This window comes from Stutzerimonas chloritidismutans (assembly GCF_051486945.1).
Lineage (GTDB): Bacteria > Pseudomonadota > Gammaproteobacteria > Pseudomonadales > Pseudomonadaceae > Stutzerimonas > Stutzerimonas chloritidismutans_B.
This window is the reverse complement of record NZ_JAHVDX010000001.1, coordinates 1,379,508-1,399,131: the sequence shown is the minus strand read 5'-3', so window position 1 is coordinate 1,399,131 and position 19,624 is coordinate 1,379,508. Positions and strand designations below refer to the sequence as shown.

Genomic DNA, 19,624 nt, shown 5'->3' with positions numbered 1-19,624 from the left:
CAGGCACCGACGTTTCGCCGGTGCCTATTGCCTTCACTTAGGCATATCAGCCTTGATGCCTTCGACGTAGTAGTTCATCGACGCCAGGTCGCCATTCGAGGCGGTCTGACCTTCGGCGATGCGCACCTGGCCGGCTTGATCCTTGATCGGGCCGGTAAACGGGTGGAATTCGCCGCTCTTGATGCTGGCGATGATCTGCTCGGCTTCGGTCTTCACGTCAGCAGGGACCAGGTCGCTGATCGGCAGGCTGATGGTGTCCTCGGCCAGGCCGCCCCAGAAGTCCTCGGATTTCCAGTTGCCGGCCATTACTGCTTCAGCCGATTTGGTGTAGTGAGGGCCCCAATCGTTGACGATGGAGGTCAGTACGGCCTTGGGCCCGAAGTGCGCCATGTCCGAGGCGTAGCCGACGGAGTAGACACCACGGCGCTCGGCGGCCTGAATCGGTGCTGGGCTGTCAGTGTGCTGGAAGATCACGTCAGCGCCCTGGTCGATCAGCGCGTTGGCCGCATCGGCCTCCTTGCCCGGATCGAACCAGGAGTTGACCCACACCACCTTGATTTCGGTGCCGGGGTTGTACTTGTCCAGGGCCAGTTGGATGGCGTTGATGTCACGGATCACTTCCGGGATCGGGAACGAAGCGACGTAGCCGATCTTCTTGCTCTTGGTCATCTTTGCGGCAAGGAAGCCGCCGACGTAACGGCCTTCATAGGAGCGCGACAGGTAGGTGCCGAGATTCTTCGCCTGCTTGTAGCCGGTGGCGTGCTCGAAGGTTACCTTGGGGAATTGCTTGGCAACCTTCACGGTCGGGTTCATGTAGCCGAAGGAGGTGGTGAACACCAGGTCATAGCCGCTCTTGGCCATGTTGCGGATAACACGCTCGGCGTCGGCGCCTTCGGGCACGTTCTCGACGAAGTTCGCTTCGACCTTGTCGCCAAGCTTTTCCATCATGTACTGGCGACCCATCTCGTGCTGGTAGGTCCAGCCGTGGTCGCCGATGGGGCCGATGTAGACGAAGCCGACTTTTAGCGGATCGGCTGCCACGGCGGATAGCGCAGTGGTCAGGCCAACGGCCGCGGCGATACCGCGCAGCAGGGATTTCCTTGTGGTGTTCTGCATTTGAGTTGTCGCTCCATGGTGCATGTCTTTTATAGGTCCGCCGTGAGGCTGCCTGATCGACTGCAAAAAACTGACCAACTGGACAGAAGTCGACAGGTTTCGGCAGGCAGGCAGAACTCGCGACGAGGCGTGGGCAGGTCCGATTCGCCGCGGTGCAGGCGCAGCACTATATGCCACAGGTTGGTGCATCGGCGCCGCGTTTTTTACGCGTCGGCCAATGCCCGGTGCGCCCTGTATAGTGGCTGGCCGCGGGTCCGCGGGCGGGCCCGCGCGCTCGAAATCAATCGGATGGATGTCATGACACAAGCGATCTACATCGCCGGCCCCGGCGTGTTCCGCCCCGATGCAATCGAGCATGGTGAACGCCTCAAGGCGATGTGCGCCGAGTTCGGCTTCGTCGGGCTCTACCCACTGGACAAGCATGTGCCGGAAGGCATCGTAACGCCATGCGAGCAGGCCGCCTGGATCTATCGCGCCAACCTCCAGTTGCTGAAACAGGCCGATGCCGTGCTCGCCGATTTGAACTTCTTTCGCGGCGGCGAGCCGGACAGCGGCACCAGCTTCGAGGTGGGTTATGCCGTTGCCCTGGGCAAACCGGTGTATGGCTACCTGGACGGCGAGGGCAGCTATGCCGAGCGGCTGCGGCAGGCACACCCGCAGCTGTGTGGACTCCCCGGCGTCGACTGCGACGGTTTGCAACTCGAAGCCTTCGACTTACCGCTCAACCTGATGCTCGCCGTGCCCGCCAGATTGAGTGTCGGCGGGCCGCGCGAGGCATTGAAGCGGATGGTTGAAGAGTTGCGCCGACCTTAACCCGCAATCAGCTGGCGTGCCGCCTGACGGTGGTCGGCGATCAGCCCCGCTACATCCAGCCCCTCGATCTGGCCTTCAATGACCCGCCATTGGCCCCCGATCATTACCCGGTCTGCGCGCTCCGCGCCGCACAGCAAAAGCGCTGAGATCGGGTCGTGGCTGCCGGAGAAACGCAGCTCGTCAAGCTTGAACAGCGCCAGGTCGGCCTGTTTGCCGACTGCCAGTTCGCCCACGTCGCTTCGACCCAACAACCGCGCCGAGCCGCGCGTGGCCCAGTCCAGCACCCGCTGCGGCGTGATCTGTTCGGCGCCGTAGCGAAGACGCTGAATGTAAAGCGCCTGGCGTGCTTCGAGCATCAAGTTGGAGGCGTCGTTGGACGCCGAGCCATCCACGCCCAGGCCGATGGGCGCACCTGCTGCTTCCAGCGCGAGCGTCGGGCAGATTCCCGAGGCGAGGCGCATGTTCGAGCTGGGGCAATGGCAGATGCCGGTCCCAGCGGCGCCCAGGCGGGCAATCTCTTCTTCATTGAAATGAATGCCGTGGGCTAGCCAGGTTCGGCTGGACAGCCAGCCAACGCTGTCGAGGTAATCCACGGTGCGCAGGCCAAAGCGCTGCTTGCAGAAGTCTTCTTCATCAAGGGTTTCGGCCAGATGGGTATGCAGGCGAACATCGTGGTAGTCTGCGAGTGCCGCGCTGGCGCGCATGATCTCCGGGGTGACCGAGAAGGGCGAACACGGCGCCAGGGCGATCTGGATCTGCGCCCCTGCGCCGCGCTCGTGGTATCTCGCGATCAGGCGTTCGCTGTCGGCCAGGATGGCCTCGGCGGTCTGTACGGTCTGTTGCTGTGGCAAACCACCATCCGCTTCGCCCAGGCTCATGGAGCCACGGGTCAGCATGGCGCGCATACCCAATTCGCGGACAGCGTCAATCTCCACATCGATGGCGTTTTCGAGGCCGTCCGGGAAGAGGTAGTGGTGATCCGCCGCGGTAGTGCAGCCGGAAAGAAGCAGTTCGGCCAGCGCCACCTTGCTGGCGAGCTTCAGGCGGTCCGGCGTGAGCCGCGCCCACACCGGATAGAGCGTCTTGAGCCAGGGAAACAAGGGCTGGTTGACCACCGGCGCCCAGGCGCGGGTGAGGGTCTGGTAGAAGTGGTGGTGGGTATTGATCAAGCCCGGCAGCACGACGTGCTCGTGGGCGTCGAAGGTATTGTCGACCGGCGCCGAGGGCGTCTGTCCGGCATCGAGCAATTCCACGATGATGCCGCCTTCGATGACGAGTCCACCGGAGGCGGTCTGGTCATTGGCGGTGTGAATGGCGAGGGGGTTCTTGATCCAAACGCGGCTGGCTGTCATGGCCGGCTTCTCCTGAGTTGAGTTCAGAAATGAGCCAGCTCAGTTATGCCCTGTCTGCTGATCCAGGTGCATGTGCGTGCTCCACACATGCCGAGCGCACCATAACGGTAGGCGGGAGAGTTGTCACGAGCTTGGTTCGATGCCTCGTGCCCATGTCCTAACACGAACCCGCTATTAGGACAGGGCACAGGCTCGACTGGGTTTGTCAGCCTCCCAGGTAGGCGTCGCGGACTTTCGGGTTGACCAGCAATTCTTCACCGCTGCCCTGCATGACGATGTGACCGTTCTCCAGCACATAGCCGCGGTCGGCCAGCTTAAGCGCCTGGTTGGCGTTCTGCTCGACCAGGAAGATGGTCACCCCATCTTCGCGCAGCTGTTCGATGATCTCGAAGATCTGCTGGATGATGATCGGTGCCAGACCCAGCGATGGCTCGTCGAGCAACAGCAGCTTGGGCTTGCTCATCAGCGCCCGCGCAATGGCCAGCATCTGCTGCTCGCCACCGGACATGGTGCCGCCGCGCTGATGGAAGCGCTCCTTCAGGCGCGGGAACAGGGACAAGGCCTTGTCCAGCTGCTCCTGGAAATCCGCCTTGCTGGTGAAGAACCCGCCCATGGCGAGGTTTTCCTCGACGGTGAGGCGGGCGAAGATGCGCCGCCCCTCGGGCACCACGGCAATGTCCTTGCGCATGATGTCGCAGGTTTGCTTACCGACCAGCTCCTCGCCTTCGAAGCGGATGCTGCCTTCGGCTGCCATGGGCGTGCCGCAAAGCGTCATCAGCAGGGTCGACTTGCCGGCGCCGTTCGCGCCGATCAGCGTCACGATTTCGCCCTTGCGGACCTCGACATTGACGTTGTGTAGCGCCTGGATCTTGCCGTAGAAGGTCGAGACGTTTTCGAAATACAGCATGGTTACGCCTCTCCCAGATAGGCTTTGATCACGTCCGGATTGTCGCGAATCTGCTCGGGCGTGCCGTCGGCCAACGGACAGCCCTGGTTGATCACGACGATGTGGTCGGAAATGCTCATTACCAACTTCATGTCATGCTCGATCAGCAGCACGGTCACGTTGTGCTGGTCACGCAGCATGCCGATCAGCGCCTTGAGATCCTCCGTTTCCTTGGGATTCAGGCCGGCGGCTGGCTCGTCGAGCATGAGAATGCGCGGGCGCGTCATCATGCAGCGGGCAATTTCAAGGCGCCTCTGCTGGCCGTAGGCGAGGGTACCGGCGGGGCGATTGGCGACGTCGGTCAGGTTGACCTGCTCGAGCCAGTGCGCGGCGAAATCCATTGCCTCGTGCTCGCTCTTGCGGAAGGCTTTGGTCTTCAGCAGCCCGGACAGAAAGCCTGTATTGAGGTGACGATGCTGGGCGACCAGCAGGTTCTCCACGGCTGTCATGTCCTTGAACAGGCGGACGTTCTGGAAGGTACGGACGACGCCCTTGCGCGCGATCTTGTGGCCGGACAAGCCCTCGATTGCCTCGCCCTCGAGCAGGATCTTGCCCGCGGTCGGCTGATAGAAGCCGGTCAGGCAGTTGAATACCGTGGTCTTTCCGGCGCCATTCGGGCCGATCATCGAGACCACTTGTTTTTCGTGAACGGTCAGGCCCACCCCATTGACGGCCAGCAGGCCGCCGAAGCGCATGGTCAGGCCGCTTACTTCTAGAATCGGGCGGCTCATCGCTTCAGCTCCAGGTGGGGGCGTTGCATGGGCAGCAGGCCCTGCGGACGCCAGATCATCATCAGCACCATCATGGCGCCGAACATCAGCATGCGGTACTCGCTGAACTCACGCATCAGTTCAGGCAACAGGATCATCACGATGGCGGCGAGAATCACCCCCAGCTGCGAGCCCATGCCGCCCAGCACCACGATGGCGAGGATGATGGCCGATTCGATGAACGTGAAGGATTCCGGTGAAACCAGGCCCTGGCGCGCGGCGAAGAAGCTGCCGGCGAAACCGGCGAAGGTGGCGCCGAGGGTGAAGGCCGAAAGCTTGATCACGGTGGGGTTCATGCCCAGCGCGCGACAGGCGATCTCGTCTTCGCGCAGTGCTTCCCAGGCGCGGCCGATCGGCATGCGCAGCAGACGGTTGATCACGAACAGGGTCAGCAGCACCAGCAGCAGGGCGATCAGGTAGAGGAAGATCACCTTGTTGATCGAGCTGTAGTCGATGCCGAAGAACTCGTGGAAGGTCTGCATGCCCTCGGCGGCGCGGCGGTCGAAGGTCAGGCCGAAGAGGGTCGGCTTGTCGATACCGCTGATGCCGTTCGGGCCGCCGGTGATGTCCGTCATGTTGCGCAGCAAGAGCCGGATGATCTCACCGAAACCCAGGGTCACGATGGCCAGGTAGTCACCGCGCAGTCGCAGCACCGGGAAGCCCAGCAGGAAACCGAACAGCGCTGCCATGGCGCCGGCGATCGGCAGACTGAGCCAGAAGCCGAAACCGTAGTAGTGCGACAGCAAGGCGTAGGTGTAGGCACCGACTGCGTAGAAGCCGACGTAGCCCAGATCCAGCAGCCCTGCGAGGCCGACCACGATGTTCAGGCCCAGGCCGAGCATGACGTAGATCAGAATCAGCGTGGCGATGTCCACCGCGCCGCGCGAGCCGAAGAACGGCCAGGCGAGAGCGACCAAGATCATTGCGATGATGATGTAGCGCTGGGTCGAGGGCAGGGTCAGGAAGTTGCCGGCACCGGCGGGCACGGTTGGCAGGCTGGGGCTTGCGGCCCAGCCTGCGGCCAGGTGATGACGGAACAGCTGCCAGACGAACATGGCCACGGCACAGGCCGCGATGATCCAGAAAGTCTCCATGTCCGCGCCGTGTACTTCTAGGCGGATGCCGACGGTGGTGAGCTTCAGGCCGAATACCGGCACCGCCACCGCGAACACCAATAGCGCGCTGAAGAAGGCGGTTCGTAGATTGCGCGTCATACCTTTTCGACCTCCGGGCGACCCAGGATGCCGGTCGGGCGGAACAGCAGGACCAGCACCAGCAGGCTGAAGGCCACGACGTCCTTGTACTGGTCGCCGAAGATGTCGGCACCGAACGCTTCGGCCACGCCGAGTACCAGGCCGCCGAGCATGGCGCCCGGAATGCTGCCGATGCCGCCAAGCACCGCGGCAGTGAACGCCTTGATACCGGCCAGGAAGCCGATGTGCGGGTTGATTACGCCGTATTGCATGCTGATCAGCACGGCAGCGATGGCCGCCAATGCCGCGCCGATGACGAAGGTCAGCGCAATGATGCTGTTCGTGTTGATGCCGAGCAGATTGGCCATCTTGAGGTCTTCAGCGCAGGCGCGGCAGGCACGACCCAGGCGAGAACGAGAGATGAACACGGTCAGGCCCAGCATCGCCACGATGGTGACGATGAAAATCAGCACCTGCATGTAGGAGATGACGACGCCGTTCATAGCACTTTCACCAAAGATGAAATTCCCAGGCATCAGGTTTGGGATGGCTTTGTCCTTGGAGTCCTGCGACAGGAGCACCACGTTCTGCAGGAAGATCGACATGCCGATCGCCGAAATCAGCGGAATCAGCCGGTTACTGCCGCGTAGCGGCCGGTACGCAACCCGTTCGATGCTGTAGCCGTAGGCGCTGGTGACGATCATGGCCGCCGCGAACGCACCGATCATCAGGATCGGAAGCGAATCGAGCCCCATCATTGTCAGCCCGACGATGGCGATGAAGGTGACGTAGGAACCGATCATGTACACCTCGCCATGGGCGAAGTTGATCATGCCGATGATCCCGTAAACCATGGTGTAGCCGATGGCTATCAAGGCATAGGTGCTGCCAACGGTCAGGCCGTTGATCAGCTGTTGAAAGTAGTGGTAGAGCTCAGGCATTACATTCTCCTGAACACTGCAGCCCGTGCTGGCAGACCGTTTGACGACCTTGGCCGTTAACAGGCATCGCTGGGAAGGTATCGCTATCGAACCAGTCGCCCGGTGCGGGAATCGCTTACCTGTCCGCTTCGCTTTGCCTGCTGCGCCTGTGTCCTCAATGGCTTGCCCAACCGTCCGTGCGGACCTGCTTCGAACACGCGGCATGGAGAATGCGGCGCCAAGGGCAGGTGCGGATCACGCACTCGCCGGTTCGAGCGGGCCAGCTGTCAGGCCTCTCGCTTGGATGCAAGTGTTGCTGGGGCGTCCCGTGCTTGTGGCCGGGTTGGCCCCGATCAGCTAAAACAAAGCCCACAGCGGATGCCGTGGGCTTCGGGTCGGTTGGTCAAGGGTTCACTTGGCTTCGGTCTTGGTGCCGTCCTGGTGCCATTCGTAAACCACGAAGTTGAAGTCCTTCAGGTCACCCTTCTCGTCGAACGAGAGGTTGCCCGTCGGGGTATCGAAGGTGTTGCTGCGCAGGGCCTCGGCAACCTTGTCGGTGTCGGTACTGCCGGCCTTCTCGATGCCTTCGGCAATGACCTGCACGGCCGCGTAGGCCGGGAACACGAACGGGCCGCTCGGGTCCTGATTCTTCGCCTTGAACGCGTCGACCAGCTTCTGGTTGCGCGGATCCTGGTCGAAGGACTTGGGCAGGGTCACCAGCAGGCCTTCGGAAGCCGGGCCGGCGATGGCGGAGATTTCCTTGTTGCCAACGCCTTCCGGGCCCATGAAGCGGACGTTCAGGCCGCGCTCCTTGGATTGGCGCAGCAGCAGGCCCAGTTCCGGGTGGTAGCCGCCGTAGTAGACGAAGTCGACGCCTTCCTGCTTGAGCTTGGAAATCATCGAAGAGAAGTCCTTGTCACCGGCGTTGATGCCTTCGAACAGGCCGACCTTGATCCCTTTCTTCTCCAGGGTTTCCTTCACGGCCGTTGCGATGCCTTCGCCGTACTGCTGCTTGTCATGGATGACGGCGACGTTCTTCGGCTTGATGGTGTCGGCGATGAAGTTGCCGGCGGTGGGGCCCTGCAGGCTGTCCAGGCCGATGGTGCGGAAGATCAGCTCGTAGCCGCGGGAGGTGATGTCCGGGCTGGTGGAGGCCGCGGTGATCATCAGGATGCCTTCGTCCTCGTAGATGTCCGAGGCCGGCTGGGTCGAGCTGGAGCACAGGTGCCCGACCACGAAGCGGACGTCATCGTTGACGATCTTGTTGGCGACGGCTACGGCCTGCTTCGGGTCGCACGCGTCGTCATAGACCACGCCTTCGAGCTTCTGACCATCGACGCCCCCGTCGTTGTTGATCTGCTCGATGGCCATCTGGGCCCCGATGAACTGCATGTCGCCGTACTGAGCGACTGCCCCGGTGACTGGGCCAGCCAGCCCGATCTTGATGGTGTCGGCTGCCAGGGTGTAGCTCGCTGCCCCCGTCATTGCAATGGCCAGGAAAATCTTGGAAAGACGCTGCTTGGTCTTCATACGTGCTCCACTTGCATCATTATTGTTTGGATCCTGCGGGCTGCAGTGTCGTTAAGGGCTCATCGTCCCCAAACGGTACGGCAACTGTACCGGCACAGTGTAGAAGCGTCAGCACCTGTTTGCACAGTCAGGATTCCATCCGTTTGATGACTTTCACCCGGGCGCTATGATTGCGCCCTTTTCGAGACGGGTGAACTTCATGAGCGACGATTCAAGCACTCTCTATGCCAAGCTGCTGGGCGAGACGGCGGAGATTAGCTGGCAGGAGCTGCAGCCCTTCTTTGCCCGCGGTGCTCTGTTGAGGGTTGAGAGTGACTTCGACTTGATCGAGGCGGCGCTCGCGGTTGCGCAGGATGATCGAGACAAGGTTTGTGCCTGGCTAACGTCCGGCCAGCTCTCCAAGCTCGATACAGAGCACGCGCAGGATTGGCACGCACGTGACCCGTCGCTCTGGGCGGTGGTGGTCAGGCCTTGGGTATTGGTTCAGGAAAGGGCATCCCGACCGGAGCTGCACTGAATCGGAACAGTAGCCAGGGTCTCGCTATGCCCGTACCCAACGCATGCGCGCCCATCCGCTCGCGGCGTCAACGACCAGAACCATTAGCAGCATGGCGAGAATGACGGTCGCGGCCTGGGCCTGCTGGAACAGGCTCAGACTCATATACAGCATCTGACCCAGCCCGCCTGCCCCGACGAACCCGAGCACACTGGCCATGCGGATGTTGTTTTCCCAGCGGTACAGGCTGTAGGCCACCAACTGCGGCCACAGCAGGGGCAAGGTGCCATAGCAGAACGCATTGATCTGTCCGCTCCCGGTTAGACGCAGGGCCTCGCTCGGCGCTTCTGGCGTGTTTTCCAACGCTTCGGCGAACAGGCGTCCAAGTACCCCAGCGGTATGCAGGGCCAGAGCAAGGGTACCCGCATTGGGTCCCAGGCCTGCTGCGAGCACCATCAGGGCTGCCCAGACCAGCTCCGGAATGGCACGAAGGGCATTGAGTAGCAGCCGAGACGCTGCTTTGCCCAGGCGGCCGAAACGACCCGATGCGGGCAGAGCCAAGACCAGCCCGAGCATCGCGGCGAGTAAAGTGCCGATCGCCGACATCGCGAGCGTCTCCAGCGCCCCTTGGCCAGTGGCGTATAGATGTTCCGCAGAAAAGTCAGGCGCGAAGAAACCGGTGGCGTAGTCGGCCATCCCCGCCAGGCCATCGGCACTCAACACCGCGGCGGTATCCAGCTGTAGATAGGCAAAGGACGCGATCACGGCGGAAATCAAGAGTAGCGGCAAGGAAACGCGCGACAGGAATTTCATGCGAACCTCCGACGCAATGCCTGGCTGATGGCATCGGCCAGCAACACCAGCAGGAGGAATGTCAGCAACATGGCCGCAACCTCGCCGCCAGCGAACATGCGCATCGACAGGTCCATCTGCTGACCCAGGCCGCCGGCTCCAACGAATCCCATCACTACCGATGCGCGTATTGCGCATTCCCAGCGGTACACGCCGTAAGAAAGCATTTCTCCGCTGGCCTCCGGCAGGATGCCGTACGCGAACGCCTGTATGCGCGGTGCGCCCGCGCCAATCAGCGCGCGGCAGGGAAGCGGGTCGACCGATTCGAAGATTTCCGCATAGACCTTACCGAGCATCCCGGCATAGGTGATGGCGATCGCCAGCACACCGGCCGTCGGTCCGAGCCCCACGGCGCGCACGAACAGCAACGCCCAGACGATTTCCGGCACGCTACGAAGCACGATCAGCAAAGCCCGGACCGGCCAGCGCAGCGCCTCACCCAGCAGGTGCGGGCGGCCCCCGCGGCTAATCGCCGAGACCGACAGCACCCGCGTGGCCAGCAGAGCGCAGGGGAGGGCGACGAGCAATGCCAGGGTCATGCCGGCGGTTGCGATGGCCAGGGTCTCCAGCGTCGCTCGCAACAGCAGAGCGAGAAATTCTGGCTCATGCGCAGGTGGCCAGAAACCCGAAAGAAAAGCGCCCATGGTGTCGGCATTGCTGCCGTCGAAGAGTACGCCTACGTCCAGCTCGCTCAGCCAAACGCCTGGCCAGAGCAGCAACACGGTCAGCAATGTCAGCGCAAGCCGGGAGAATGCGGCCGGGTCACGAGGCGCCCGCTCCTGATTCAGCATCGTGGCACGTGCAGCCGGTGCTGAACTGGCGCCATCGAGGGCGTTGCACCCGTCAGTTGTTCGTTGGCGTAGAGCGCATCGAGCTCTGCGGGGCTGACCTGGCTGGCCGGTTTGTCGAACAGAATTCGGCCGCCCCGCACGCCGATCACGCGCGGAAAGTAGTTCATCGCCATCTCGACTGCATGCAGGCTCGCCAATAGCGTTGCCCCTCGCTGGCGCGCGTCCTCGCTGAGCACACCGAGGGCATGGCGAGCGAGGATCGGGTCCATCGCAGAAACGGGTTCATCGGCTAGCATCAGGTCGGGTCGCTGATAGAGCACGCGGGCGATGCCAACGCGCTGCAGCTGGCCACCAGAGAGCTGATCGCAACGTTCATAGAGCTTGTCCGCGAGGTCCAGCCGAGCAAGCGCCTCGGCTGCACCCACACTGTCGAGCGGGTGGATCAGGCTCATCAGGCTGCGACCGAGCGACCACTCGCCCAGCCTGCCGGCAAGCACCGCGGTGACCACCCGCTGCCGAGGTGGCAACGGTGGCGCCTGGTGAATCATGCCGATGCGCGTGCGCAGACGACGTCGGGCCGAGGCAGACATCCGCCAGGGTTCGCAGTCAAGCAGTTCCAACTGCCCTAGCTGGGGGCGCAAGTGACTGGCGATGAGGCGCAGCAAGGTGGTCTTGCCAGCGCCGGACGGCCCGATGATCGCCACACGCTCGCCAGGCGCGACGCTCAGCTCGATTTCGTTCAGCACCGCCTGGCCGCCAGCGTGGCGAAAGCCGACCCCGGACAGGCGCAGCGCGGCTGGCGTGCCGGATTGGCCGTTTTCCTGCGGTGCTGCCGTGGCGCGCGATGCGCCGGTCGTCACTTAAGCAGACCTGCCGCGCGGGCTGCTTCCTCGATCCCTTCATAATTTTCGGGGCGCGTCTCGATGAAGCGCGTCGCGGCCTGGAGGTCGAGGATTTTCTTATGATCAGGGTTCGCCGGGTCGAGCTCGAGGAAGGCGGTCTTGATCTTCTCGACGAGTGCCGGATCGAGGTTGCCGCGCACGGTCCAGTTGTAGTCGTAGTAAGGCGGCGTGGTAGAGATCACGCGAACCTTGTCGGTGTCGACCTTGCCAGCGGCGACCAGCTTGTCCCATACCGAGGCGTTAAGAACGCCGGCGTCGGCCTTGCCAGCCTCGACCCAGGCGGCGGTTGCGTCATGGGCGCCTGAATATGCGATGCGCTTGAAGAACTGCTCCGGCTCGATGCCGTCACGCAGCATGAAGTAGCGCGGCATCAGGCTGCCAGAGGTGGAGGACACCGAGCCGAACGCAAAGGTCTTGCCCTTGAGGTCCTGCAGGGTCTTGACCTCCGGGTCGGCGGTGATGAATTTGCTGGTGAATTTCTCGTCCTGCTCGCGTTGCACCAGCGGGATCGCATCGCCAGTTTTCAGTCGAGTCTGGACGAAGGTGAAACCGCCGAGCCAAGCCAGATCGAGGCGATCCGAGGCGAGTGATTCGACCACTGCGGCGTAATCGGACACCGGGGTGAACTTCACCGGCATGCCCAATTCCTTCTCCAGGTACTTGCCCAGAGGCTCGAACTTGCGGATCAGCTCGGTGGGGGCTTCATCAGGAATGGCCGAGACGCGTAGAACGTCGGCAGCATGGGCGGGGGCGATAGACAAGGACAGGGCAAGGCCGGCGACGGCTGCCAGGGTGCGCTTCAGCATTGTGGTTCTCCGGTTCAATAGCGGAAAAAGCGCGCGGATTATAGGGGCAGACGAGGCCCGCCGGGCAAGGTGAGTGGCGCGGGCGGCTGGTTGACGCTTCGTCGGTCAATGCCTGCGCTGGCGAACTAGGCGGCGCTACGGCTGTCGTTTTGTGATGTAAGTCTCTCTTGGACTAGACTTCGGCGCCATGAAAGGAGGCTGACCGCGATGGATGAAGACAAAGAGCTGCGCAAGTATCACTCGCTCCGAAAGCACGTGGACGAATTGCTCGCCGAGGGTGCGGTGATCACCGACCGCGACCCTACAACGCTCGTTGCCGATGGCCAGGCGTTCAAAGCCCGGTGCGGCATGCTGGTGGGCGATGAGGGGGCTAATGACTCAGAGCGGCCGGGGGTGCGCACCAATACGTGACGAAGACGGCTACGCGCCTAGTATTGTGCTCTGCGTCTCGCTTCTATTACGCTCGCAGCCTTTTTTGAATGATGGCGCATTGATATGAGTGAGCCGCAGGATCTACGCAAGCACCACGCCCTAAGGCAACACATCGATGAATTGCTTGCGGCCGGCGCCGCGATCATCGCGCGCGATCCCGTTACGCTGATAGTCGATGGCCAGACTTTGCGTGTCAGGCACGGCATGTTGATCGGCTACTCCGGCGTCCTGGACCTTGTCGAACCAGCCCGAGACCATGAATGGCCTGAGGCGCTGCGCCAGATGGCGATCGATCTGTGCCTCAAACAACTCGACAGTGCCATCGAGGCGTTCCAGACGGGCCAGCAGCTTCTTCAGGTCAAGCCCAGCGCAAACGACAGCCAGCACTGAAGCGCGGCAAAAACTGCATCGTCAGGGAAACGAGACGGGGTTGGGCCGATCAGATGGGTAAGGTGTCCGGCAGGGCACCCATCGCCAGAAGGGGGGCTTCATGTCCGATCAGACCGAGTACCGCGGTTTCATTCCACCTTACATCCTCGACCGCATTATCGACCGTGGCTCGCCGGGGCAGCGCGAGCGCGCGCTCGGCACGCTCGACCATGTCCGCCAGTTATTGCACAACCCAGGCCCGCCAAATCGCCAGCCGATGCCCAGCGTGCTTCCCGAGCGCGGCCCGCGTGGCCAGCCTCGACGCAGCATCCATGATGCTCAGCAGCAGATGCAGTTGCCGGGTGTTCTGGTTCGGATCGAAGGTCAGCAGCCGGTCGCCGATGCGGCCGTGGACGAAGCCTATGAGGCACTGGGCGTCACCCACGATTTCTTCTGGACGGTGTACGGTCGCGACTCGATCGACGACCACGGCTTCGCACTGGTCGGCACGGTGCATTACGGCGTGGGCTACGAGAACGCGTTTTGGAACGGCGCGCAGATGGTCTTTGGCGATGGCGACGGAGAAATCTTCAACCGCTTCACCCTGGCGCTGGATGTCGTCGCCCACGAATTGGCACACGGCATTACCGAGAGCGAGGCGGGGCTGGTGTACCTCGATCAATCCGGCGCGCTGAACGAGTCGGTTTCGGATGTGTTCGGCGTATTGGTGCAGCAATACAAGCAGGGCCAGACGGCGGACCAGGCCGACTGGCTGATCGGTGCCGCGCTGCTGACCGAACGGGTGCAGGGCGTGGCGCTGCGCTCGATGGCCAATCCCGGCAGCGCCTATGATGACCCGGTGCTGGGCAAGGATCCGCAACCCGGGCACATGCGTGATTTCATCCACACCCGCGACGACAACGGTGGCGTGCACCTGAACTCCGGCATTCCCAACCGGGCCTTCTACCTGGCCGCCATGTCCATCGGTGGTTTTGCCTGGGAGCGCGCCGGGCGGGTCTGGTACGACACCTTGTGCGATGCCCGGCTGCCCCGCGATGCCGACTTTTCCACCTTCGCCCGGCTCACTCGCGACAATGCCGCTGCGCGCTTCGGCTCGGAGGTGGTCCAGGCCGTCGAGCAGGCGTGGGACGACGTCGGCGTGACGCTTGCCTGAGGAGGTTTGCATGAAACAGCTACCCGAGCTGGGTCGCGAGACCCGAATCCGCCTGTCACGCCAAGGCGGCTTCGCGCCGATGCAGGCGCTGAGCCGACCCCGTGAGATTGCCTTCGCCGAGTGCGACGAACAGCAGCGCGGGCAGATCTGCAGTGTCCTCGAGGGCTGCCTGCCTCTGGATTCCGGCGCCGACAGTGGGGCGGACCGTCGGTACTACCAGGTCGAGCTGCACTACCGGCGCGAAACGGAGGACGGCGAAATAGTCCTGCGGATCCCCGAGGAGCAGGCCCCAGGCGAGTTGGTGCGGCTCTGGGACAAGGGCGAACTGCGCTGAGCATCACGTGGCCTGGCGCGCAGCGAGGGCGCTAGAATCGACGGCCCCGAACGAGGAGATGTCATGTCCGAGCTGCCTTCGATCGCCTTTGCCGGTATCGGCCTGATGGGCGCCCCCATGTGCCGCCGCTTGCTCGCCGCCGGCTACCCATTGACGGTGTGGAACCGGTCGCCCGACAAGTGCAGGTCGCTCGTCGAAGCCGGTGCCCGCCAGGTCAAGACGCCGGCAGAGCTTTGTGCCGAGGCCGATATCGTTTTGCTGTGCCTGGCCGACACGGCCGTGGTGCGCGATGTGGTGTTCGGGCCCGACGGCATCGTCGAAGGGGCCCGGTCCGGCCAGTTGCTGGTCGACCACTCCAGCCTGGAGCCGGCCGCGACCCGCTCAATGGCCGCCGAACTTGAGACGCGTAGCGGCATGCGTTGGGTCGATGCGCCCGTCTCGGGCGGCACCGCCGGCGCCGAGGCCGGCAGCCTGGCGATCATGGCGGGCGGGCGTGTCGAGGACATCGAGCGGGCACGTCCCGTGTTGATGAGCCTCGGCCAAAGGCTGACCCGCATGGGCGAGTTGGGTGCAGGCCAGGTCACCAAGGCCTGCAACCAGATGATCGTCGCCTGCAATGCCGTTGTGATCGCCGAGGTGGTGGCGCTGGCCGAGCGCTCCGGCGTCGATGCCAGCCTGATCGCGCCGGCGCTGGCCGGTGGCTTTGCCGATTCCCGACCGCTGCAGTTTCTTGCCCCCCAGATGGCCAACAGTGCGTTCGAGCCGGTGAAATGGCATGTGCGCACGCTGGTGAAAGACCTCGACACTGCCGTGCAGCTCGCTCGGGAGACGGGCAGTGCCACGCCGGTCACCGGCCTTGCTGCGCAACTGATGCGCCTGCACGGCAGCCAGGGATATCTGGAAAAAGACCCTGCCACGCTGGTCAACCTGTTCCGGGAGCCACGTCCATGAAACTCGCTGCCAACCTGTCCTTATTGTTCAACGAGCTGCCCTTGCCCGAGCGCGTCATGGCCGCGCGGATGGCCGGCTTCGACGGCGTCGAAATCCAGTTTCCCTACGCGCTGCCGGCGATTCGTCTGAAGGAGCTGCTCGAACGGGCCGATTTGCCGCTGGTGCTGATCAACCTGCCGGCCGGTGACCTCATGGACGGTGGACCGGGACTTGCGGCGGTCCCGTCGCGCCAGGCCGCATTCGACGCCGCGCTGCAGGAGGCACTGACTTACGCGGCCATGACCCGCCCTCATTGCGTCAATGTCCTGCCCGGGCGGCTGGCTGAGGGCGTCACGCATGAGCAGGCAATGGAAACCTTGGTGGCGAACCTGAAGACCAGCGCAGAGGCCTTTGGGCTGCTTGGCATTCGTGTGGTCTGCGAGGCGATCAACCCGCTGGACATGCCGGGGTTCCTGATCAACACGCCGGCTGACCTCGGCGAGCTCCTGGGCCGCGTCGACCACCCCAACTGCCTGGCGCAGCTGGACCTCTATCACATGGCCCGCCAAGGCCTGGACATCGCCGAGGGCATCGGGCGATTGGGCGCTCGTATCGGCCACGTGCAGTTTGCCGACTGTCCCGGACGAGGCGCGCCAGGCCGTGGCGAGCTGGCCTTCGAGCCGCTGGTCGATGCACTCAAGCGCGCCGGCTACGACGGCTGGCTCGGCGCCGAGTATCGACCAGCCGGCCAGGACACCACGGCTGAGCTTGGTTGGATGGCGAGGTGGCGCGCCTTCTGACACGCTGCATTGCGCAGCATCAGCGGCACTGATGTTCACAGACAGGCAACCGATAGCGCTCTAGAGTTTCTCGAAGACCGGCCCACTGCGGCCGGGTATAACAATAAGCCGAGAGCGACGCCATGCAGCCATCCAATCAAGCGCCCAATGCCTGGCGCGTCCTGTTCCTGCTGTTTCTCGCCAATCTGTTCAACTTTTTCGATCGCACCATTCCGGCGATCATCGCCGAGCCTATCCGCCTGGAGTGGAGCCTTAACGACTTCCAGCTGGGGCTGATCGGCACCGCGTTTACCATCGTCTACGCCATCGCCGGGGTTCCTCTCGGGCGGATGGCCGACCTCGGCTCGCGGCGCAAGATCATGGGTTGGGGCCTGACCGTGTGGAGCGGCTTGACCGCAGTGAACGGCCTGGCCTGGAATTTCTGGAGCTTTCTGCTGGTGCGCATGGGTATCGGCATCGGCGAGGCCAGCTATGCGCCCGCCGCCAACTCCCTGATCGGCGACCTCTTCCCCGCGCACAAGCGTGCACGGGCGATGGGCATTTTCATGCTTGGCCTTCCCTTGGGTTTGCTGTTGGCCTTCTTCACGATCGGCTCGATGGTCCAGGCGTTCGGCAGCTGGCGGGCACCGTTCTTTATCGCCGCGGTGCCAGGGTTGGTGCTGGCTATCTTCATTTTTCTCGTCCGGGAGCCACGCCGTGGCGCCGCGGAAACGGTGAAGGTGTCAGAGGCGCCTATCGAGCAGCCGATTCGCAAAGTACTGGCGATCCGGACGTTCTGGTGGCTGGTGCTGGCGGGGTTGGCGTTCAACTTCGCGACCTATGCCTGCAACGCCTTCATGGTGCCGCTGCTGATGCGTTACCACGGCGTGTCGCTGGTCGACGCGTCGGTCGCTACAGGGGTGATCGTCGGTCTGACCGGGCTGGTCGGTCTGACCTTTGGCGGCTGGGTGGCTGACAAGATTCACCAACGCTTCGCCCGCGGCCGCCTGATCTTCGCAGCCGCGAGCATGGCTATCGCTACGCTCGCCACCGGCTACGCATTGCTGGCCGGGCGCATCGAGACGGGCGTGTTCGTGGCGGTGTTCAGCATCGGTTGGCTGTTTTCCTACAACTTCTACACCTGCGTCTACACAGCGATCCAGGACGTAGTCGAGCCGCGGCTGCGCGCGACCGCCATGGCGCTGTTCTTCGCCGGCCTCTACCTGCTCGGCGGCGGCATGGGCACGGTGGTGGTGGGCCTGCTGTCGGACCATTTCGCTCAGGCGGCCATGTTTGCCGCAGGCGCAACGGAGATGGCCGAGCCATTCCGCGCCGAAGGGCTGCATGGCGCGATGTACCTGATTCCGGTGTCGTTGCTGCTGACGATGGTGTTCCTGTTTCAGGCCTCGAGAACCTTCGGCCTCGATTCGAAGCGCATGACAGACGACATGGGGCGCGCTGCGGTGGGGGAGGCGGCGCCGGCTTGATCGCTTAGCCAGCGGGCAGCGCAGTGGCTGCTCGTTACGGAGGGAGCGAGCCTGATCATGACGCAATGGGGCGAGCCGCAGGGAGGCGGCCAGCGTATCGGCGGGGCAGGGGAGGCTTGTAACGCGTTCCTCGCCGTGGTGATGACGCCGGTGGGCCCCGAGATGAAGGCGGATAGGCCAACCCGCGACGGGTCTTGATGAACACGGCGTCCATCGGCGGGACGACCCGGCTGTGAGACACGCAGGAGCCCATTCGGCAACCCGTCCTGCATCTACCCGCGACCTCCTTTACACTGCGCGGCCGTTTTTCCTGTCCCCTGAGCCCTCATGCCAAACGCTTCTCCCGCCCGCGCCTGCGGCATCGACTTCGGCACGTCCAACTCCACGGTCGGCTGGTGGCGCCCCGACACCGACCCGCTTCTGGTGCTGGAAGACGACCAGCACACCCTGCCTTCGGTGGTCTTCTTCAACCTGGAGGAGCGCCGCCCCGTTTATGGCCGCCAGGCCCTGGCCGAATACCTGGAAGGCTATGAAGGCCGGCTGATGCGCTCGCTCAAGAGCCTGCTGGGTTCCAAGCTGCTCAAGAGCGAAACCACCGTGCTGGGCAGCGCCATGCCGTTCAAGGACATCCTCGGACTGTTCCTCGGCACGCTCAAACAGCGCGCCGAAGCGCAGGCCGGGCGATCGTTCGAGCACGTCGTGCTGGGCCGCCCAGTGTTCTTCGTCGACGACGATGCCCAGGCCGACCAGGAAGCCGCCGACACCCTGGCGGCCGCCGCGCGCGTGATCGGGTTCAAAGAGGTGTCGTTCCAGTACGAGCCCATCGCCGCGGCGTTCGACTACGAGTCGCGCATCGAGCGCGAGGAGCGCGTACTGATCGTCGACATCGGCGGCGGCACCTCGGATTTCTCGCTGGTCAGGCTGTCACCGGAACGGCGCAGGCTTGACGACCGTGAGGCCGATATCCTGGCGACCTCGGGTGTGCATATCGGCGGGACGGACTTCGACAAGCAGCTCAGCCTGCAGGGCGTGATGCCTTTGTTCGGCTACGGCAGCCGAATGAAGAGTGACGCACCGATGCCCACCAGCACGCACCTCAACCTCGCCACCTGGCACACCATTAACGCCGTCTACGCGCCGGCATCGCTGCGGGCGTTGCAGAGCATGCGCTACGACATCCAGGACCCGACCGGCATCGACCGCCTGTTTGGTCTCATCGAGCAGCGCGCCGGGCACTGGCTGGCGATGCAGGTCGAGCAGGCCAAGATCGACCTTACCGACCATGACCGCTACCTGATCGATTTCGCTCGCATCGAGGCGGGGCTGCAGGCATCGCTGACGCGTCGCGGCTTCGAGGCGGCCATCGAGCCGCTGCTCGAACGAATTCGCGCCAACATCGGTCAATTGCTGGCCAGTGCCGGCCTCGGCGAGAACGACATCGACACCCTGTTCTTCACCGGCGGTTCGAGCGCCATTCCGGCGTTGCGCCAGAGCGTCGCCACGCTGTTGCCGGGCGCTCGTCATGTCGAGGGCAACCGTTTCGGCAGCATCGGGTCCGGCCTGGCGATCGAGGCGCGCAAGCGCTACGGTTGATTCGCCAGTCGCCTAGGCTGCGGCAGGCTGGCGGGCCCC

General features: G+C 63.5%; 21 protein-coding genes. 10 read left to right on the top strand and 11 right to left on the bottom strand.

What is annotated here, in order from left to right; translation table 11 throughout:
- Positions 1 to 33: 33 nt before the first annotated feature.
- Positions 34 to 1,116, bottom strand: a complete 1,083-nt coding sequence (locus tag KXR72_RS06395; protein ID WP_437420239.1) for a BMP family ABC transporter substrate-binding protein — start codon at positions 1,114 to 1,116, stop codon at positions 34 to 36.
- 288 nt (positions 1,117 to 1,404) lie between these two features.
- On the opposite strand from KXR72_RS06395, the gene KXR72_RS06390 reads away from it, so the two are divergent.
- The gene (locus KXR72_RS06390; protein WP_437420238.1) at positions 1,405 to 1,929 is read left to right on the top strand and encodes a nucleoside 2-deoxyribosyltransferase; all 525 of its coding nucleotides are present in this window, start codon (positions 1,405 to 1,407) and stop codon (positions 1,927 to 1,929) included.
- Here KXR72_RS06390 and KXR72_RS06385 read toward each other — a convergent pair.
- The 6 genes from KXR72_RS06385 to KXR72_RS06360 all read right to left on the bottom strand — a co-directional run bounded on the left by KXR72_RS06385 (position 1,926) and on the right by KXR72_RS06360 (position 8,640).
- Positions 1,926 to 3,281 carry an 8-oxoguanine deaminase gene (locus KXR72_RS06385; protein WP_437420237.1) on the bottom strand — a complete coding sequence of 452 codons (1,356 nt, stop codon included), beginning with the start codon at positions 3,279 to 3,281 and terminating at the stop codon, positions 1,926 to 1,928. The genes KXR72_RS06390 and KXR72_RS06385 overlap by 4 nt on opposite strands.
- A gap of 205 nt (positions 3,282 to 3,486) precedes the next feature.
- Complete coding sequence (locus KXR72_RS06380) at positions 3,487 to 4,188, bottom strand: ABC transporter ATP-binding protein (RefSeq protein ID WP_437420236.1); 702 nt, start codon at positions 4,186 to 4,188, stop codon at positions 3,487 to 3,489.
- Between the two features lie 2 nt (positions 4,189 to 4,190).
- Positions 4,191 to 4,958, bottom strand: coding sequence for a high-affinity branched-chain amino acid ABC transporter ATP-binding protein LivG (gene livG, locus KXR72_RS06375; protein WP_437420235.1), 768 nt, complete (start codon positions 4,956 to 4,958; stop codon positions 4,191 to 4,193).
- Complete coding sequence (locus KXR72_RS06370) at positions 4,955 to 6,211, bottom strand: high-affinity branched-chain amino acid ABC transporter permease LivM (RefSeq protein WP_437420234.1); 1,257 nt, start codon at positions 6,209 to 6,211, stop codon at positions 4,955 to 4,957. Before KXR72_RS06370 ends, livG begins: the two co-directional genes overlap by 4 nt.
- A complete protein-coding gene (livH, locus tag KXR72_RS06365) occupies positions 6,208 to 7,131 on the bottom strand; it encodes a high-affinity branched-chain amino acid ABC transporter permease LivH (protein WP_437420233.1) in 924 nt (307 codons plus the stop codon). Before livH ends, KXR72_RS06370 begins: the two co-directional genes overlap by 4 nt.
- Positions 7,132 to 7,521: 390 nt before the next feature.
- Positions 7,522 to 8,640, bottom strand: a complete 1,119-nt coding sequence (locus KXR72_RS06360; protein WP_437420232.1) for a branched-chain amino acid ABC transporter substrate-binding protein — start codon at positions 8,638 to 8,640, stop codon at positions 7,522 to 7,524.
- 199 nt (positions 8,641 to 8,839) lie between these two features.
- Here KXR72_RS06360 and KXR72_RS06355 point away from each other — a divergent pair, with 199 nt between their 5' ends.
- A complete protein-coding gene (locus tag KXR72_RS06355; protein ID WP_437420231.1) occupies positions 8,840 to 9,157 on the top strand; it encodes a DUF2288 domain-containing protein in 318 nt (105 codons plus the stop codon).
- 24 nt (positions 9,158 to 9,181) lie between these two features.
- Here the strand turns inward: KXR72_RS06355 and phnE are convergent, their stop codons facing one another.
- From phnE to KXR72_RS06335, 4 genes are all read right to left on the bottom strand, one after another.
- The gene (gene phnE, locus KXR72_RS06350) at positions 9,182 to 9,949 is read right to left on the bottom strand and encodes a phosphonate ABC transporter, permease protein PhnE (protein ID WP_437420230.1); all 768 of its coding nucleotides are present in this window, start codon (positions 9,947 to 9,949) and stop codon (positions 9,182 to 9,184) included.
- On the bottom strand, positions 9,946 to 10,779 hold the full coding sequence (locus tag KXR72_RS06345; protein WP_437420229.1) for a PhnE/PtxC family ABC transporter permease: 834 nt from the start codon (positions 10,777 to 10,779) through the stop codon (positions 9,946 to 9,948). The genes phnE and KXR72_RS06345 overlap by 4 nt, the downstream gene beginning before the upstream one ends.
- Positions 10,773 to 11,570, bottom strand: a complete 798-nt coding sequence (locus KXR72_RS06340) for a phosphonate ABC transporter ATP-binding protein (RefSeq protein WP_437420390.1) — start codon at positions 11,568 to 11,570, stop codon at positions 10,773 to 10,775. Before KXR72_RS06340 ends, KXR72_RS06345 begins: the two co-directional genes overlap by 7 nt.
- A gap of 65 nt (positions 11,571 to 11,635) precedes the next feature.
- Positions 11,636 to 12,487, bottom strand: coding sequence for a putative selenate ABC transporter substrate-binding protein (locus tag KXR72_RS06335; protein ID WP_437420228.1), 852 nt, complete (start codon positions 12,485 to 12,487; stop codon positions 11,636 to 11,638).
- A gap of 207 nt (positions 12,488 to 12,694) precedes the next feature.
- On the opposite strand from KXR72_RS06335, the gene KXR72_RS06330 reads away from it, so the two are divergent.
- The 8 genes from KXR72_RS06330 to KXR72_RS06295 all read left to right on the top strand — a co-directional run bounded on the left by KXR72_RS06330 (position 12,695) and on the right by KXR72_RS06295 (position 19,585).
- Positions 12,695 to 12,898 carry a hypothetical protein gene (locus KXR72_RS06330; RefSeq protein WP_437420227.1) on the top strand — a complete coding sequence of 68 codons (204 nt, stop codon included), beginning with the start codon at positions 12,695 to 12,697 and terminating at the stop codon, positions 12,896 to 12,898.
- A gap of 84 nt (positions 12,899 to 12,982) precedes the next feature.
- On the top strand, positions 12,983 to 13,309 hold the full coding sequence (locus tag KXR72_RS06325) for a hypothetical protein (protein WP_437420226.1): 327 nt from the start codon (positions 12,983 to 12,985) through the stop codon (positions 13,307 to 13,309).
- A gap of 100 nt (positions 13,310 to 13,409) precedes the next feature.
- On the top strand, positions 13,410 to 14,462 hold the full coding sequence (locus tag KXR72_RS06320; protein ID WP_437420225.1) for a M4 family metallopeptidase: 1,053 nt from the start codon (positions 13,410 to 13,412) through the stop codon (positions 14,460 to 14,462).
- A 10-nt stretch (positions 14,463 to 14,472) separates the two neighbouring features.
- The gene (locus KXR72_RS06315) at positions 14,473 to 14,796 is read left to right on the top strand and encodes a protealysin inhibitor emfourin (protein WP_437420224.1); all 324 of its coding nucleotides are present in this window, start codon (positions 14,473 to 14,475) and stop codon (positions 14,794 to 14,796) included.
- Between the two features lie 63 nt (positions 14,797 to 14,859).
- Complete coding sequence (locus tag KXR72_RS06310) at positions 14,860 to 15,747, top strand: NAD(P)-dependent oxidoreductase (protein ID WP_437420223.1); 888 nt, start codon at positions 14,860 to 14,862, stop codon at positions 15,745 to 15,747.
- Positions 15,744 to 16,526: a hydroxypyruvate isomerase family protein gene (locus tag KXR72_RS06305; RefSeq protein ID WP_437420222.1), complete on the top strand. Its 783-nt coding sequence runs from the start codon at positions 15,744 to 15,746 to the stop codon at positions 16,524 to 16,526. The genes KXR72_RS06310 and KXR72_RS06305 overlap by 4 nt, the downstream gene beginning before the upstream one ends.
- Positions 16,527 to 16,648: 122 nt before the next feature.
- A complete protein-coding gene (locus tag KXR72_RS06300) occupies positions 16,649 to 17,992 on the top strand; it encodes a spinster family MFS transporter (protein ID WP_437420221.1) in 1,344 nt (447 codons plus the stop codon).
- Positions 17,993 to 18,319: 327 nt separating this feature from the next.
- Positions 18,320 to 19,585, top strand: a complete 1,266-nt coding sequence (locus KXR72_RS06295) for an Hsp70 family protein (protein ID WP_437420220.1) — start codon at positions 18,320 to 18,322, stop codon at positions 19,583 to 19,585.
- The last annotated feature ends 39 nt before the right edge of the window (positions 19,586 to 19,624 follow it).

Excerpts from the sequence above, each read along its gene's own strand:
- KXR72_RS06395 (WP_437420239.1), bottom strand. The coding sequence starts at position 1,116 with ATGCAGAACACCACAAGGAAATCCCTGCTGCGCGGTATCGCCGCGGCC.
- KXR72_RS06390 (WP_437420238.1), top strand. The coding sequence starts at position 1,405 with ATGGATGTCATGACACAAGCGATCTACATCGCCGGCCCCGGCGTGTTC.
- KXR72_RS06385 (WP_437420237.1), bottom strand. The coding sequence starts at position 3,281 with ATGACAGCCAGCCGCGTTTGGATCAAGAACCCCCTCGCCATTCACACC.
- KXR72_RS06380 (WP_437420236.1), bottom strand. The coding sequence starts at position 4,188 with ATGCTGTATTTCGAAAACGTCTCGACCTTCTACGGCAAGATCCAGGCG.
- livG (WP_437420235.1), bottom strand. The coding sequence starts at position 4,958 with ATGAGCCGCCCGATTCTAGAAGTAAGCGGCCTGACCATGCGCTTCGGC.
- KXR72_RS06370 (WP_437420234.1), bottom strand. The coding sequence starts at position 6,211 with ATGACGCGCAATCTACGAACCGCCTTCTTCAGCGCGCTATTGGTGTTC.
- livH (WP_437420233.1), bottom strand. The coding sequence starts at position 7,131 with ATGCCTGAGCTCTACCACTACTTTCAACAGCTGATCAACGGCCTGACC.
- KXR72_RS06360 (WP_437420232.1), bottom strand. The coding sequence starts at position 8,640 with ATGAAGACCAAGCAGCGTCTTTCCAAGATTTTCCTGGCCATTGCAATG.
- KXR72_RS06355 (WP_437420231.1), top strand. The coding sequence starts at position 8,840 with ATGAGCGACGATTCAAGCACTCTCTATGCCAAGCTGCTGGGCGAGACG.
- phnE (WP_437420230.1), bottom strand. The coding sequence starts at position 9,949 with ATGAAATTCCTGTCGCGCGTTTCCTTGCCGCTACTCTTGATTTCCGCC.
- KXR72_RS06345 (WP_437420229.1), bottom strand. The coding sequence starts at position 10,779 with ATGCTGAATCAGGAGCGGGCGCCTCGTGACCCGGCCGCATTCTCCCGG.
- KXR72_RS06335 (WP_437420228.1), bottom strand. The coding sequence starts at position 12,487 with ATGCTGAAGCGCACCCTGGCAGCCGTCGCCGGCCTTGCCCTGTCCTTG.
- KXR72_RS06330 (WP_437420227.1), top strand. The coding sequence starts at position 12,695 with ATGGATGAAGACAAAGAGCTGCGCAAGTATCACTCGCTCCGAAAGCAC.
- KXR72_RS06325 (WP_437420226.1), top strand. The coding sequence starts at position 12,983 with ATGAGTGAGCCGCAGGATCTACGCAAGCACCACGCCCTAAGGCAACAC.
- KXR72_RS06320 (WP_437420225.1), top strand. The coding sequence starts at position 13,410 with ATGTCCGATCAGACCGAGTACCGCGGTTTCATTCCACCTTACATCCTC.
- KXR72_RS06315 (WP_437420224.1), top strand. The coding sequence starts at position 14,473 with ATGAAACAGCTACCCGAGCTGGGTCGCGAGACCCGAATCCGCCTGTCA.
- KXR72_RS06310 (WP_437420223.1), top strand. The coding sequence starts at position 14,860 with ATGTCCGAGCTGCCTTCGATCGCCTTTGCCGGTATCGGCCTGATGGGC.
- KXR72_RS06305 (WP_437420222.1), top strand. The coding sequence starts at position 15,744 with ATGAAACTCGCTGCCAACCTGTCCTTATTGTTCAACGAGCTGCCCTTG.
- KXR72_RS06300 (WP_437420221.1), top strand. The coding sequence starts at position 16,649 with ATGCAGCCATCCAATCAAGCGCCCAATGCCTGGCGCGTCCTGTTCCTG.
- KXR72_RS06295 (WP_437420220.1), top strand. The coding sequence starts at position 18,320 with ATGCCAAACGCTTCTCCCGCCCGCGCCTGCGGCATCGACTTCGGCACG.